Genomic DNA, 15,549 nt, shown 5'->3' with positions numbered 1-15,549 from the left:
CAAACGGTGTCAAAGAAACTCGTTGCTCTAGCATGTCTCCTTGCGGTTAGCATAGCGGTTGGATGCTCGGGCGTTTCGACGTCGAACGCAACGGGCGATCTTCCAGCGCTCGCCAGACAGCAGGCTAGCAGCGGAAAGATCCAACACATCGTCGTCATCGTGCAAGAGAATCGCACGTTCGACAATCTATTCGATTGTTTTAAGGGCACGGACTGTATAATGACGGCCCCCGGTTCCGGCGCGGAACCGGGTCCGCGGACCGCGTCGAGCCCATGTCCGGAGCTGAACACACCGAGCCCCGGCCCCAGTCCGACGCCCATCAACATCAAATTCCATCAGCCGTTAGCCGGAATAAACGATCCCGGCCATACCTACTGTCCGACGTTCAAAATGGAATACGACGACGGCAGAATGGACGGGTTTGCGTACGTCGATAGCCTGCAATACCCGAAGAAAAACTGGGTCTATCGCGTTACCGATCCGGCCGATATCAGGCCGTACTGGGCGTTAGCAAAAAGTTACGTCTTAGGCGATCGCATGTTTCCCACCGAGTTCAGCGCAAGTTATACCGCCCATCAAACGCTGATCCGCGGCGATGCAACCTACGAGAAAGGGGAGAGTTTAGTGGATCTCCCCGAGGACCATGGCGCCAGCAAGTGGGGTTGCGACGATACGCCGTACACGCAGACGCCACTGCTGAGTTCGAAACAACAGTATAACCTCGCCGGTCCTTTCCCGTGCATGACGTACGAGACCATGCGCGATACGCTCGAAGCCAAAGGCGTGAGCTGGCGATATTACGTCCCCCCGTGGCCCGACGACGGCGGACAAATGTGGAACGCGTTCGACGGCATCTCCGCCGTACGTTATAGCAGTGAGTGGCCGACGAAATTCAAAGTTCCGTTTACTTGCAACGCAACGGTCAACTGCGTTTCGTGGCCCAACACCAACGTGTTCTGCGACGTCGGAACGGTTACGAGCCCGTGTCCGACGCCGAACACTCCCGGCCCCGTTGCGCTGCCCGGGGTTAGCTGGGTGATTCCAACCGGCGTGGAGTCCGACCATTACAGTATCCAACATTACAAGTCCGTCGATACCGGGCCCGATTGGGTGGCCTCCGTCGTCAACGCGATCGGTGAGAGCAAATACTGGAATTCGACCGCGATCATCATCGTGTGGGACGATTGGGGCGGATATTGGGATCACATTTCGCCGCCGCAACTCGATTATCGCGGACTCGGTTTTCGGGTCCCGCTGCTCGTTATTTCACCCTATGCCAAGAAAGGTTACGTGTCGCACACGCAATACGAGTTCGGCAGCATCTTGAAGTTTATGGAGACGACCTTCGGGCTCGATAGCTTGAACACGACCGACGTGCGGGCCAACAATCTGACCGACGTTTTCGACTTTACGAAGAAACCGCGGAAGTTCGTGCCGATCGCACCCGAGAATCCGAGCCACGATCGGGCATACTTCATGAAGTTACCACCCGACTACACGCCGGTCGATACGGAGTAGGGCGAGCGCTCCTCCCAGGGACCCGCGAGACCCGGCGCTAACCCGAACGGCCGATGCATTCCTCGCCTCCGGCCGCCCTGTTTCTCGCCGATGGGAGCCGCTTCGACGGCTACGGCTTGACCGATGGGCTGGCGCTGGGCGAGGCGGTGTTCTACACCGGCATGACCGGCTACGAAGAAGCGCTGACCGATCCGTCGTACGCCGGCCAGATTCTGACCTTCACCTATCCGATGATCGGGAATTACGGCATTTCGGGTAGCGCCAGCCAATATTCGCGCGCGTGCGCGGCGGGCGCCGTGGTCAAGCAGATTGCAACGCACCCGTCGCACCATCTAAGTCGAACCGATTTGTCGTCATGGCTGGTCGAGCAAGACGTTCCCGCGCTCATCGGCGCCGACACACGCTCGATTACCATCGCGTTACGCGAGCACGGCACGATCGCCGGTGCGTTGGCGGTTGGTGAAGGCGCGTTGGCCGACGCCGAGCGTAAGCTGGCCGAATTCGTTCGCGGGAACGCGAATGCCGGCTTGGTCGCCTCGGTGGCAACCCAAACGGCGACCGTGGAAGGGCCGGTAGGCGGCGTACCCGTTACGCTAATCGATTGCGGTGTCAAGCGGGCGATTCTCCGGGAACTCCAAGCACTCGGCGCTCGAATAACGGTATTGCCCTACGATGCATCGAGTGACGACGTGCTCGCCACCGCTCCACAGGCGGTATTCGTATCGCCCGGACCCGGCGATCCGACCGATTTGCCGGAAACGATCGAGACCTTGCGCGCATTGAGCGACAGCACGCCGCTCTTCGGCATCTGTTTGGGGCACCAATTACTGGCATTGGCGTACGGTGGACGCACGTACAAACTTCCGTACGGCCATCGGGGCGGAAATCAACCGGTGCAGGAACGTAGCGGCGAGGTGATCGTCACCGCGCACAATCACGGCTATGCGGTCGACGCATCGTCGCTACCGGCCGAGTTAGAGGCAACGATGACCAATCTAAACGACGGGACCAACGAAGGTTTCCAACATCGTACGCTGCCGATCGCCGGCGTGCAGTTTCACCCCGAAGCGTCGCCCGGTCCGTTCGACGCTCGTAAACTCTTCAAGCAATGGTTCGAATCCGCCGGCTTATCGCAGCGCTAGCGATAGCGCTCGCGCTCGCACCGGCACACGCCGGCGCGCAGTCGCTGCAGCATCTGACGGTGCAGAGCTTCACGCTGTCGTCCGACACGTCGACGCCGCACGTCGACGTACCGTTTCACCTAACGGTCACGTTGCGCGTGCGTGAGAACGTCGGCTCGATCGGCAACCTCGAGCTTCCGCTGCTCGCGTCGCTCGAATTGCTGGGCGACGAGCGCGAAGTAAGCGCCGGACCCGGCGGATCGACGTATCGCGAAACGATTTCCGTCGCGGCGCACGCGGCCGGCGCGCTGGCGATCGCGCCGGCCGTTCTGCAAGCGATCGATGCCCGCGACAAACGCGCCAAGCAATATTCCACCAACGGTCTAACGTTGACCGTGGTTGACTCGCCTACGGCGAGTCTCGTGAACGCGGCGAGCGGCTTCGACTTGCGTCGCGCGTTCCTCATCGTCGTCTTCTGGCTCATCGTTATGATCGTTATCGTGGCGATCGTCATCGCGATCGCACGCCGGGGCGCGGTTGCAGATATTCGCACGGCGCCGCCGGTGGTCGACGAAGCGCCGGCGATGCCCCCGCGTACGATCCACGACCAATTGGCGGATGCGTTACTGGTGTTGCGGGCGGATCCGACGCGCCTAATGGCGGTTGCGGTTCGCGGGGCCGTGTGGCGCCTGATCGGTGCCGACGAAGGCGAGACGTTGTCGGCGGTTTTGCGATTGCCGCGCGCCGGCGCCGAGCCGATGCGCGGATTGCTGATCGCGTTGGAACGCGCCGCATTTACCTACGATTCGGATCTTCCGGGCGCAATCTCGGACGCATGTCTTGCGCTGGAGCGTAACATCGGATGAACGAACGGACTCCCCACGCGCTCTCGGCGGCGCTTTCCGAAACCATCGTCGGTCAGTCTAATGTGGTCGAAGCCTTGCTCATGGCGCTCTTGGCGAACGGACACGTGCTGCTCGAGGGTCCGCCCGGTTTGGCCAAGACGCTGGCCTGCCGCGCGATGGCGGCGGCGCTGGACGGCACGTTCAAGCGCATTCAGTTTACGCCCGATCTGCTTCCGAGCGACATCGTCGGCACGCGCGTGTTCGATCAACGCGAAAGCGCCTTTACCACGGTACTAGGCCCGATCTTCGCCAACGTCGTGTTGGCCGACGAGATCAACCGCGCGCCGGCTAAAGTGCAATCGGCGCTTTTGGAAGCGATGCAAGAGCGCCAAGTGACGATCGGCCCGCAGACGCACCCGCTGCCGGACCCGTTCGTCGTAATGGCGACCATGAATCCGCTCGATGCCGAAGGCACGTATGCGCTTCCGATCGCGCAGATGGACCGGTTTCTCATCAAAGTCGACGTCGGCTATCCGTCCCGCGACGAAGAGTTGCAGATTCTCGACCGGTTCGCGTTGGCCGATACCCAACCGGTCCGCGGCGTGGCGACGTTAGCCGACGTCGCAGCCTGGCGCGTGCAAGCGCACGCCGTCCACATCGATGAGAAGTTGAAACGCTACATCGTCGAGTTGGTCGCGATCACGCGCGAAGGCGACCGCGTTTCGGTGACGAGCGCGGCCGGCCGGACGATTTCATGTGCCGAGTTGATCGATTACGGTGCGAGTCCCCGAGCGACACTCGCCTTGGCGAATCTGGCGCGAGCGCGTGCGTTTCTGGCCGGGCGCGACTTCGCGTTGCCGGACGACGTGCGGGCGGTCGCGCCGGACGCGCTGCGGCATCGGATCGGATTCAACTACCGGATGGCTACAGAAGGCGTCGCGGTCGACCGCGCGATTGACGCACTGATCTCCGCGATTCCCGCGCCGTAGTCGCAGCATGACGATTCGCGACGCGTTGTTGCGAGGTAAGCGGCGACCGCGCGCGCTAGGGGCGGGATCGCCGACGGTCTATCGTGGCGACGGCTACGAGTTCGTCGAGTTGCGCGCCTACGTCCCCGGCGACGACGTGCGACGCATCGATTGGGCGGCAACCGCGCGCGCGGCGACGTTGCAATCGCGGGTGGTTCTCGAAGACGTTGCGTTGACGTTGGCCGCCATCGTCGACGGGTCGGGATCGATGCGCGTCGGTCGCCGCAGGCCGTTGCTATCTGCGGCTGCCGAAGCGACGTCGGCGTGGTTCGGAGCTGCGACCGCCGACGACCGGTGCATCAACGTCGCGTCCGATTGGATGACGCCCGCAGCGCTGCAACGCTCGCGTCACGCAGCGATCGCCGCATCGGCGCAGCCGGGCCCGTTCGATTGTGCGCGCGCTTTCCAGACGGCGCTGAATGCATTGCCGCGCGGCACCGCGTTGCTAGCGATCGGCGATTGGTTCGATCTCGGCGCCGGCGACGACGCATTGGTGCATCGCCTTGGAGCGCGCTTCGATTGCACGGTGCTGGTCGCGCGCGATCCGTGGTACGACGGCTTGCCGTTGGGCGGCATCGTTCGCGTACGCGGAGCCGAAGGCGGAGCGGTTCGCGCGTACGTCGGAGGACGCGAGCGCCGCGCTTACGCTCGCGCCGTCCGAGCGCGCGAGTCGAGCGTCGTACAGCGTTTCGCGCAAGCGAACTGGCGCACCGGCCTGCTGCACGAGCGCGACGGCGGAGGCTCGTTGCATGAAGCATTTGGACTGGCGTATCGCGGGGTGCCGGCGTGAGCGTCGAGCATCCGTGGTGGTTGCTGTTTGCCGTGGTGCTGGTTATTGCGTTCGCGATCCTCATCGTGCGGCTTCAGCGGAGAACGACCGCGCGCGATCTCGCCTATTCTAACGTCGACTTTTTTGCGCAAGCGATTCGCCCGCGGGCATGGATTCCGCGCGCGTTAACGATCGCGTTAGTGGCGGGCGTCGCCGGCTTGCTCGGTGCGGCGGCGCGACCGCACGTGACGGTACCGCTGCCGATTCACGATGGACAAGTGTTCATCTGCATCGATACGTCCGGCTCGATGGCGTCGACCGACGTCGCGCCGACGCGTGCCGAAGCTGCCAAAGCTGCGGCGCGGGCGTTCATCAACGAGACGCCGGCCGGTACGAAAATCGGCATCATTGCGTTTGCCGCTGGAGCGGAGATGGTGCAGCCGCTCAGTTCCGACCGCACGGCGGTCTCGGCATCGCTCGATAATTTGCCGCAACCCGACGGCGCGACGGCAATCGGCGACGCGCTGCGGCTAGCCGCGCAGAATCTCCCGGCCGCCGGCCATCGCGTCGTCGTACTGATCACCGACGGCGTCAACAACGCCGGTTCGGATCCGATCGAGGCCGCGCAGTGGTTGGGGCAACACCACGTTCCGGTGTACACGGTCGGCATCGGCACGCAACAAGGCGGCCTAATTCCGGGGACCAACGACGAGGCCACGATCGATGAGGACGCCTTGCGACAGTACGCGGAAGCCAGCGGCGGGGCGTACGCGCGCGCCGAAAATGCGGTGCAGCTGCACGACGCATTGGCGCGTCTTGCGCGCCTGACGACGGTGCGCAATCAGGAAATCGATGCGTCGTTACCGCTAGCGCTGGCCGGTGGCGGTTTGATGCTGTGTGCATTCATCACCGGCTTGGCGACGGGAAGATATCCGTGATCCCGTACGACGTTGCTCCCGGAGACGATCCAATCGCGACGCTGACACGCTGGATAGAAGCGGCGCGCGACGCACGTTCGATTACGGCCGACAGCATGTGCGTGGCCACGGTCGACGCACAGGGACGTCCGTCGGCCCGCATCGTGCTGCTGCGTGGATTCGATCGTGCCGGCTTGCGCTTCTACACTTCGTATCTAAGCCGGAAAGGGCGCGAACTCAGCGATAATCCGGCGGTTGCGGCCGTGCTGCATTGGCCCGAGCTGGAACGGCAAGTGCGCGTCGAAGGCGTGGCCCGCGCTTTATCCGATGATGAATCGGACGCGTATTTCGAGTCGCGCCCACGCGGGCATCGCTTAGGGGCGTGGGCGTCGGAGCAAAGCGAACCCGTCGACGACCACGCACTGTTGGAGGAGCGTTTCGAAGCGTACCAAGCTCGCTTTGAGGGACAAGACGTGCCGCGCCCGCATTCGTGGGGCGGCTACGCGATCGTACCGCAGCGTATCGAATTCTGGCAGAGCCGACCCAACCGGCTGCACGATCGAATGCGCTTCGAACGTTCGCACGATGGGTGGAGTGCCGTTCGCCTCCAGCCGTAGTGATTGCGGCGCCGCCGCCGGATAAGGAACGGAGTTCGACCCGGCGAAGAAATCGATTATGAGAATCGGCATTTTAGCAGGTCGCATTTGTGTATTGGTGGGCTTGGGTGCACTCGCCGCTTGCAGCTCGTCCGCGACCGAAGTACCCGCGACGCCAATGGCGCCATCTCTCGCGACCCAAACAAAAGAGACGCTCTTCGTTGTCGACTATTACGGGAACGCCGTCGACATGCTGGGATATCCGAGCGGAAAGTTATTGGGAGTAATTACGGGATTAAACAAACCAGGCAGCGACTGCAGCGATGGGGCGGGGAACGTTTGGGTTGCGAACACGGGAGGCTCGACGATTGAAGAGTATTCGCATACCGGCAGCCATATCGCCACCTTAGCTGACGATGGCTACGAGCCGATCAGTTGTGCGTACGACCCTAAATCCGGAGATTTGGCTGTCGGCAACTTTACTTCCGAGGAGAGCGGTCCGGGGAATATCGCACTATATACGGGCGCCTCGGGAAAGCCGAAATTCTATCGAAGTTCGAAGATTCTCATCGTTAATTACGTCGCCTATGCCGGTACCACCGGAACGCTCTATCTCGACGGCGCCAATCAGTCAGGCCGGCTTTTTTATGGCTCGTTTAGCAAAGGGAAGTTTAAAACCATCCCAGTCACCGGAGCGACGATTCAGTATCCTGGAAATCTTGCATGGTCCAGCGTCACGAAGAGCATGAACCTCCAGGATTCGGAGACATACGGCGAGCCAATCTATCAGATTGCACCGTCGGGAAAAATTACCGGCCAGGTCGACTTGCATTGTGAGGGCGAGTGTAACCCCTATGTCCTTTTGGACGATCACCTTGTAACAGTTGGCACGCAACTCGAACTCTTCAAATACCCTCAGGGCGGAAAGGCCGTCAAGAGGATTTCGACCGGCTCGTACCAGTTTTTGGCAATCAGCCCGGGAATGTCGCAGTAGATGCCGTTCCAAAATACGTATTGTTTTTCGCTGCAGCGGCCCTGGGCGGTTGCGCGGGATTCGGAACCAGACCAAATCCGATAGCGGGGATTAGACCGACCTTCCGGGTGGTGTTTGTTGCACAGTCCGGACTCGGCAGCATCGCGTTGCTCGCACACGCGAAAGGGCAGCCGAAGATCATGTAAGGCTTGAGAGAAATATAACCGGCAAGACGAGTTGCGAGGTTCGGCTATGTCCGGATACCGGCAATGGCGATCTCAAGATGTATCAATATCCGATTCGAAATAATTGGGCGCGTCGGGCGGTTCGACGCTGAAGCGGCCGCAACTTTCCAGGACTGCGAGCATCGGCAGGCCAATGAAACGGCCCGAGCATGCCCCGGAATGTAATGGTCATCGGCTCTGGACCGATCGTCATCGGTCAGGCTGCCGAATTCGACTACGCCGGCGTGCAAGCGTGCAGGGCGTTGCGCGAGGAAGGCCACCGGATCGTCCTCGTCAACTCGAATCCGGCGACGATCATGACGGATCCCGAGATTGCCGACGCGGTGTATCTCGAGCCGCTGACCGTTGAATCCATCGAACAAATCATCGCGCGCGAGCGGCCCGACGCATTGCTGCCCACGTTGGGCGGCCAGACCGGCCTGAATCTTGCCGTCGAACTCGACGAAGCCGGAATTCTTGAAAAATACGGCGTCGAAACGTTAGGGACGCCGATCGAAACGATCAAGCTGGCCGAAGACCGCGACCGTTTTAAGAAGAAGATGATCGAGATCGGCGAGCCGGTTCCCGAGAGCGAGATCATCACCGACATCGAGGCCGGCGTCGCATTTGCCGAACGCAAAGGTTACCCGCTAGTCATCCGGCCGGCCTACACCCTCGGTGGCACCGGCGGCGGCATCGCCTACGACGAAAAACAGCTGCGCGAGTTTCTCGACGCGGGATTGACGGCCAGCCTCATCCATCAAGTGCTGCTCGAGACCTCCTTACTCGGTTGGAAAGAGATCGAGTACGAAGTGCTGCGCGACAAAGCCGGCAACTGTATCACCGTGTGCAACATGGAAAACATCGATCCGGTCGGCGTGCATACCGGCGACTCGATCGTCGTCGCGCCCTCGCAGACGCTGTCGGATCTCGAATATCAGATGCTGCGCAGCGCGAGCATCAACGTCATTCGTGCGCTCAACGTGCAGGGCGGCTGCAACATTCAGTTCGCGTTGCATCCGGATCGCAGCGAATACGCGATCATCGAAGTCAATCCACGCGTTTCGCGCAGTTCTGCACTGGCATCGAAAGCTACCGGGTATCCGATCGCCAAGATCGCGACGCGTATCGCGCTAGGCCAGACGCTCGACCAAATTCCAAACCCGGTCACGGGCGTCACTAAAGCTGCGTACGAGCCGACGCTGGATTACGTCATCGTAAAAATCCCGCGTTGGCCATTCGATAAATTCCCACTTGCCGATACGCGTTTGGGAACGCAGATGAAATCCACGGGCGAAGCGATGGGCATCGGACGCACGTTTCGCGCAGCGCTGATCAAGGCGATCCGCGGGCTGGATCTCAAGCGGCGGTCGTTGACCGGCGCGCTGTACGACTGGAGCCGCGACGAACTCGAAACGGAAATTGCAAAGCCGTCGCACGAGCGGCTGTTCGCGGTGGCCGAGTTACTGCGTCGCGACATGTTCCCGGAGCGATTCGATGCCAGCGACCGGCATGGCGCGATCGAGCGCATCGCCGAACTGTCGTCGATCGACCGCTTTTGGCTCAACGAGTTCGCCGACCTCGTCGAGTTGGAAGAGCGCCTGCGCGTCGACCCGTCGCCGGGCGACCGGCGGCAAGCCGCCGAGTGGGGCTACGATCGGAGCATGGCCTCGGCCGAACCGGCTGCATTTCGCATGGTCGATACCGCGGCTGCTGAGTTTCCGGCCAAGTCTCCGTATTACTATCTGTCACGCGGCGAAAGCGACGAGATGCGCGCCGTCGCGCGCGAGGCGGTAGTCGTGGTCGGCAGCGGTCCGATCCGCATCGGACAGGGCATCGAGTTCGATTACAGTTGCGTGCACGCGGCCTGGGCACTGAAGGCGGCCGGCTTCGCACCCGTCGTCGTGAACAATAATCCCGAAACGGTTTCGACGGATTTCGATATTTCGGACGTGCTGATCTTCGAACCGCCGGCAGCCGACGAAGTGGAAGCGGCATACCGCGCCACCAACGCTCGCGGCGTGATGCTGGCGTTCGGCGGGCAGACCGCGATCAATCTTGCGGCCGAGCTCAGCGCTCGCGGCGTCCGAATCGTCGGTAGCGACCGAGCGTCGCTCGACATGGCTGAGAATCGCGAGCAGTTCGACGCCGCGCTGTCGCGCCTCAACGTTGCACGTCCGCAGGGGCACGCCGCACGCAGCTTTCGCGAGGCGCGCGCGATCGCGCGCGAACTGGGCTTTCCGGTGCTGGTGCGTCCGTCGTTCGTGCTCGGCGGCCGCGCGATGGAAATCGTCTACAACGAAGGCCAGTTGGCATCCTACGCCGAGTCCGCGCCGGATATCGTCCCGGACGCGCCCTTATTGGTCGACAAATACTTGCGCGGACTCGAACTCGAGGTCGACGCGGTCTTCGACGGCCACGACATCTTGATTCCGGGCATCTTCGAACACGTCGAGCGAGCCGGCATTCATTCCGGGGATTCGATTAGCGCCTATCCGGCGCAAACGATCGACGCCGCCATGGAACGGCGTATCGCCGAGGTTACCGAGGCCGTCGCGCGCGAGCTGAAGATTCGAGGATTGATCAACATTCAATTCGTAGTGCACGACGATCAGTTGTATATCATCGAAGCCAATCCGCGCGCCAGCCGCACGGTTCCGATCATCCAAAAAGCCACCGGGATCAATATCGTCGCGGCGGCAACGCGTGTGGGATTGGGCGAACGCTTGCGGGACATGCCGTACGGAACCGGGTTGCGTCCGGCCGTGCCGTTCGTCGTGGTGAAAGTGCCGGTCTTTTCGTTTTCGAAAATGCGCGGCGTCGAAACGATCCTCGGACCCGAGATGAAGTCGACCGGCGAAGTGCTCGGGATCGACGCAACGTTTGCCGGTGCGCTCCGCAAGGGATTCATCGCAGCCGGGGTGCGTATGCCGGGCAGCGGCGGGCGCATCCTCGTTTCGATCGCCGACGCCGAAAAGGCCGAAGCGGTGCCGGTTCTGCGTCGTTATGCCGAGCTGGGACACACCTTAGTGGCGACGCCGGGTACGCGGCGGGTCTTGGAAGCGGCCGGCATCGCGTGCGAGCCGATCAATAAAATTGCCGAAGGTTCGCCGCACGTACTGGACTTGATTTCGTCGCGCCGCGTGGACCTGGTGATCAACGACGCTGCCGGTCCGCGTGAAATATCGGATAACTACAAGATTCGCCGCGCGGCGGTAGAAGCGGGTATCGCGTGTTTGACCAGTCTGGATACGGCCCGGGCCCTCGCGGAGGCGCTCGGCAGCCGGGCGGAAGCTCCCCGCAGCCTGCAAGAGTACGCCGCGGCGCACACGACAATAGCGACGTAGAAGAAAAGCCGCAAGTCTTCATGCTCGGCGGCAACGAGAACACGTTGGCCGTCGTCAACAGTTTTCGGCCCAGCGGCGGCGCCATCACGGCGCGGCTCGTGCCGATCGCATGGACGCCGATCGGTGCGGTGGTTGGCGACGCCTGGCAAAACGTCGGCATCGCGCTCTCCGGCTTGGTAGATTGGATGGACCGCACGTTCGCGCCCGAAGACCACCGCGCGTTCGTGGCTCCCGTGCGTGACGTCGAGTTGCTGGCTCGCACCGGCTGGGAATCCGCATTACCGGAATCGCTCGACGATGACGCCGTTCTCAACATCGAAGATCTTCCCGAGGATGTGGCCGACGCGCTGGCGCAACCGGCGGCGTCGATCGTGCAGTGCGCGGCGTGCCGGCGCTTATGCGTGCGTGACGAGTTCGTGTGGAAAGAGAAACAGCTGTGCGCCTGGGATTTCCACTCGCAAGCGTTCGGAAAACGCGGCCCGTGGCACGAAGCGCCGTACGAGACGCGGCACTTCGAAACGATTCCCAGTTGCGCCTACGTTTCGGCGCTGCTCTTGGCAGAGGGTGACGCCGAAGTCGTACTGTTGACTACGGCCATCGAGGACGAGACTGCCCTGGCGGCGGTTAACGTCGTCATCGCGGCCGGTAAGGGACGCCCGCACATGGCCGTGCGGACGCATGGTGGTTACACGCTGTTGCGCGAGAACGTCGACGAAGCGTGACCAACCGCGCGATTCGGGCGCTGTCGGGTTTTTTCGTTCTGCTGTTTGCGATCTTGGCGGCGCGCCAAGCCTACGTGCAGGTCGTCGCCGCTCCCTCGATCGCGGCACGTCCGAATAATCCGCGTCACGCGCTGCTCGATGCGGCGCGTGGGCGCATCTTGGCAACCGACGGGACCGTTTTGGCCGAAACTGTCGGTGGCCGGCGGCAGTACCCGATGGGTTCCGCGCTGGCGCAAACCGTCGGCTATCTCTCGACGCGCTACGGGACCAGTGGAATCGAGCAAGCCTTCGACCGTGCTCTGACGCCGCCCGACAGTGCCGGCGATCCGAGCGCGCAACTTGCGACCATCGTTGCCGCTCTGCACGGCCAATCGCTCGTCGAGCACGGTGCCGATGTCGTGACGACGATCGTGCCGACCGTGCAGCAACGTCTGTTCGATCTACTGTCGAAGTATCCGCGCGCCGCGGGCGTCGTGTTGGACCCGCGTAGCGGCGCGGTGCTCGCGCTTGGAAGCGTGCCGAGTTACGATCCCAACGACTTCGATAACGAGTTCGCGCAACTATCGGCCGACACGCGCAGCCCGCTGCTCAATCGCGCGCTCGCCGGCTTGTATCCGCCGGGTTCGACGTTCAAAATGTTCACGGCGGCGGCCGCCCTCGATAACGGCACCGTGACGATGCAATCGCACTTCGAGGATCCCGGATATTTTCAAATAGGCGACTTTACGCTGCACGACAACGAGGGTGAAGCAACGGGGTACGCCGATCTCACCACCGCCTTCGCGCTCTCGAGTAACGTCGACTTCGCGCAAATCGCGCTCAAGATGGGCACGGACTCGTTTTACCGGTATCTCGACCGTTGGGGCATCGGCGGCTCGCTCGACTTTCAACTTCCGGCCGAGCGCGCATCGGTGCCGCCACAAGCGGGTCTCGTACCCGGCGAACTGGCACAGATGGGCTTCGGGCAAGGCGCGCTGCTGATGACGCCACTGCAAATGGCGCTGATTGGTTCGACCATCGCCGCGGACGGCGTGGAACCACGTCCGTTCGTGGTGCGCCAAATAGTGCGCGACGGCGTCCCGGCCAGCGTGTCCCAGTCGTCGGCCCTTTCGAACCCGGTATCGCCTGCGGTGGCCGCGAACGTAACGGCAATGATGATTGCTGTGGTGCAGCGCGGAACCGGAACCGTGGCCAAGCTGCCGCATATCACCGTCGCCGGAAAGACCGGTACCGCGACCAACCCGTTGGGGCGCTCCCACTCGTGGTTCGTCTGCTTCGCGCCGGCCGAACATCCGCGCGTCGCGGTGGCGGTCGTGGTCGAAAACGTCGGGTACGGCGCGACTTACGCGGGCCCGATTGCGCGCGACGTCTTGGCGACCGCTCTGCAAAGCGCAGGTCCGTGATCGAAGAGCGGATTTTCAACAACCGCTACAAGCTGGACAAAAAGCTCGGCGAGGGCGGCATGGCGACCGTCTTCGGCGGTATCGATACGGTGCTCCGCCGTCGCGTCGCAATCAAGGTATTGCGCGAACAGTACGCCGCCGATCAAGAGTTTGTCCGCCGCTTCTACCAAGAGGCCGAATCGGCCGCGCGGCTTTCGCATCCCAATATCGTCAATACATATGACGTGGGCCATGAAGGCGACGCGTACTACATCGTCATGGAATTGGTCGACGGTCCTTCGCTGGCCGATATCATCGCGGCCGACGGCAAGCTGCCCGAACCGGTGGCATTGGACTACGGTATCCAAATCGCCAGCGGTTTGGCGTACGCGCATCGCAGCGGCCTGTTGCACCGCGATATCAAGCCGGCCAATATTCTGGTCACCAAAGATGACGTCGTGAAGTTGTCGGACTTCGGGATTGCGCGGGCCGTCTCGACACAAACCATGGCCCTCACCAAGCCGGGCTTGGTGATGGGCAGCGTCTATTACATTTCGCCCGAACAAGCGCAAGGCCACGACCTGCACGAAACGTCCGACTTATACAGTTTGGGCGTCGTGCTGTACCAGATGCTGACCGGCGACCTGCCGTATTCGGGCGAGTCGCCGGTGACGGTGGCGCTCAAACACATCGGCGATCCGGTGCCGACCGTTCCCGCCGGACGGCTGGGTGTGAGTCCGGCGTTGGCAGCGATCGTCAACCGGCTGCTGCAGAAGCGTCCTGAGAATCGTTTTACGTCGGCCGCCGAGTTGGCAACCGCGTTACGCGAAGCGCGCGAGCGCCCCAGCGTTGCCGGTTATCGCATCTCCGACGACGCGCCGACGCAGGCGATGAACGCAGCACGCCCGTTGCCGCCGCGCCGGACCCCAATGCCCGACCGCACGGTCGCCGACGAACGCGAAGGCCGAAATTACACCGGAACGATCGTGCTGTTGCTCGCGTTCTTAGCGGCTGCAACCGGCGCCGGCTATTATTTTTTCGGGCGTCCGCTACCGTCGCTGAAGACCTCGATCGCCGTCGCGGACTTCACCAATATGAGCGACGCTCAGGCCCAGCAAACTGCAGTGAACGGCGGTTTGCGCGTTCGCTTCGTCAAGAGCCCGAGCGACACGGTAGCGATGAATCACGTCATCCGCCAAAATCCGCCGGCGGGTACCAAAGTCGATCCGAATTCGCTGGTCGAGCTGGTGGTGAGCAACGGAAAGCCGACGGTCGGATTGATGGACGCGCGCGGATTTACGGGCGTCGACGCGCAGCGCATTCTGCAACATCTCGGATTTGCCGTGACCGTCGTGCGCCAATTCGATAATACGCTCAAAGACACGGTTATCGATCAAAAGCCGAAGGCCGGAACGCAAGTACCGCAAGCGAGTCGCATCACGCTGATCGTTTCGGATGGTCCCAAGCCCATCGACGTCCCGAAGTTCGTCGGTTTGACATCCGACAAAGCACAAGCGTTGGCGGCGAAGCTCGGCATCACGCTCACCTTAACGCAGCAAGCCGTGACCGGCGTTCCGGCCGATACGATCGCATCGCAAAACGTGACCGCGGGTCAACAGCTGGGAGCGGGACAAGCCGTCGCGGCAATCGTGAGCACCGGCGAACAAGATGTTCCCGCGCAACCGACCAGCGGGGCGACGACCGCCGTTCCCGGCGTGGTCGGGCGCACCTATCAGGAAGCCGTTAGCGCGATTACCGGCGCCGGTTTTAGCGCGCGCATGCAGTTTCAAGTGCAAGTAAATCTCCCGCAGAACCGGCCGATTGCAGTCGTCGCGCAAGATCCGTCGGCGTCCACGCCGCTCTCGCAAGGCTCGCCGGTAACGTTGACATTTGCCGTATCCGGCGAAGTCCCCGACACCGAAGGCATGGGGGTTGAGCAGGCCAAGTCGACGTTGGCGAGTTACGGCTATTCGGTGCAGCACATACAGTACACCAACAACGCCGGCGCGGGCGGCCGTGCCGTGGGTACCGATCCGGCCGTCGGAACGAGCCTTCCACCCGGGTCGAGCGTGACGTTGATCGTCAACGGCACCGGCCCGCAATAGTT

At 62.3% G+C, this 15,549-nt stretch carries 12 protein-coding genes; all 12 read left to right on the top strand.

Going from position 1 to position 15,549, the window contains the following annotated elements:
* Nucleotides 1-6 precede the first annotated feature (6 nt).
* The gene (locus VGF98_04340) at nt 7-1,518 is read left to right on the top strand and encodes an alkaline phosphatase family protein (GenBank protein HEY1680850.1); all 1,512 of its coding nucleotides are present in this window, start codon (nt 7-9) and stop codon (nt 1,516-1,518) included.
* A gap of 53 nt (nt 1,519-1,571) precedes the next feature.
* Nucleotides 1,572-2,660 carry a glutamine-hydrolyzing carbamoyl-phosphate synthase small subunit gene (gene carA, locus VGF98_04335; protein ID HEY1680849.1) on the top strand — a complete coding sequence of 363 codons (1,089 nt, stop codon included), beginning with the start codon at nt 1,572-1,574 and terminating at the stop codon, nt 2,658-2,660.
* A complete protein-coding gene (locus VGF98_04330) occupies nt 2,627-3,505 on the top strand; it encodes a hypothetical protein (protein ID HEY1680848.1) in 879 nt (292 codons plus the stop codon). Before carA ends, VGF98_04330 begins: the two co-directional genes overlap by 34 nt.
* Complete coding sequence (locus tag VGF98_04325) at nt 3,502-4,473, top strand: MoxR family ATPase (protein HEY1680847.1); 972 nt, start codon at nt 3,502-3,504, stop codon at nt 4,471-4,473. Before VGF98_04330 ends, VGF98_04325 begins: the two co-directional genes overlap by 4 nt.
* A 7-nt stretch (nt 4,474-4,480) precedes the next feature.
* Nucleotides 4,481-5,302 (top strand): DUF58 domain-containing protein, encoded by an 822-nt coding sequence (locus VGF98_04320; protein ID HEY1680846.1) that lies wholly within the window; start codon nt 4,481-4,483, stop codon nt 5,300-5,302.
* Nucleotides 5,299-6,219, top strand: a complete 921-nt coding sequence (locus VGF98_04315; GenBank protein ID HEY1680845.1) for a VWA domain-containing protein — start codon at nt 5,299-5,301, stop codon at nt 6,217-6,219. Before VGF98_04320 ends, VGF98_04315 begins: the two co-directional genes overlap by 4 nt.
* Nucleotides 6,216-6,815, top strand: coding sequence for a pyridoxamine 5'-phosphate oxidase (gene pdxH, locus VGF98_04310; GenBank protein HEY1680844.1), 600 nt, complete (start codon nt 6,216-6,218; stop codon nt 6,813-6,815). The genes VGF98_04315 and pdxH overlap by 4 nt, the downstream gene beginning before the upstream one ends.
* 157 nt (nt 6,816-6,972) lie before the next feature.
* The gene (locus tag VGF98_04305; protein HEY1680843.1) at nt 6,973-7,788 is read left to right on the top strand and encodes a hypothetical protein; all 816 of its coding nucleotides are present in this window, start codon (nt 6,973-6,975) and stop codon (nt 7,786-7,788) included.
* A gap of 373 nt (nt 7,789-8,161) precedes the next feature.
* On the top strand, nt 8,162-11,338 hold the full coding sequence (gene carB / locus VGF98_04300) for a carbamoyl-phosphate synthase large subunit (protein HEY1680842.1): 3,177 nt from the start codon (nt 8,162-8,164) through the stop codon (nt 11,336-11,338).
* Between the two features lie 20 nt (nt 11,339-11,358).
* Complete coding sequence (locus VGF98_04295; protein HEY1680841.1) at nt 11,359-12,060, top strand: hypothetical protein; 702 nt, start codon at nt 11,359-11,361, stop codon at nt 12,058-12,060.
* Complete coding sequence (locus VGF98_04290; protein HEY1680840.1) at nt 12,057-13,463, top strand: penicillin-binding protein 2; 1,407 nt, start codon at nt 12,057-12,059, stop codon at nt 13,461-13,463. The genes VGF98_04295 and VGF98_04290 overlap by 4 nt, the downstream gene beginning before the upstream one ends.
* Nucleotides 13,460-15,547 (top strand): Stk1 family PASTA domain-containing Ser/Thr kinase, encoded by a 2,088-nt coding sequence (pknB, locus tag VGF98_04285; GenBank protein HEY1680839.1) that lies wholly within the window; start codon nt 13,460-13,462, stop codon nt 15,545-15,547. Before VGF98_04290 ends, pknB begins: the two co-directional genes overlap by 4 nt.
* The last annotated feature ends 2 nt before the right edge of the window (nt 15,548-15,549 follow it).

The organism is Candidatus Tumulicola sp. (assembly GCA_036490475.1).
Lineage (GTDB): Bacteria > Vulcanimicrobiota > Vulcanimicrobiia > Vulcanimicrobiales > Vulcanimicrobiaceae > Tumulicola.
This window is presented reverse-complemented; position numbering and strand designations above follow the sequence as displayed.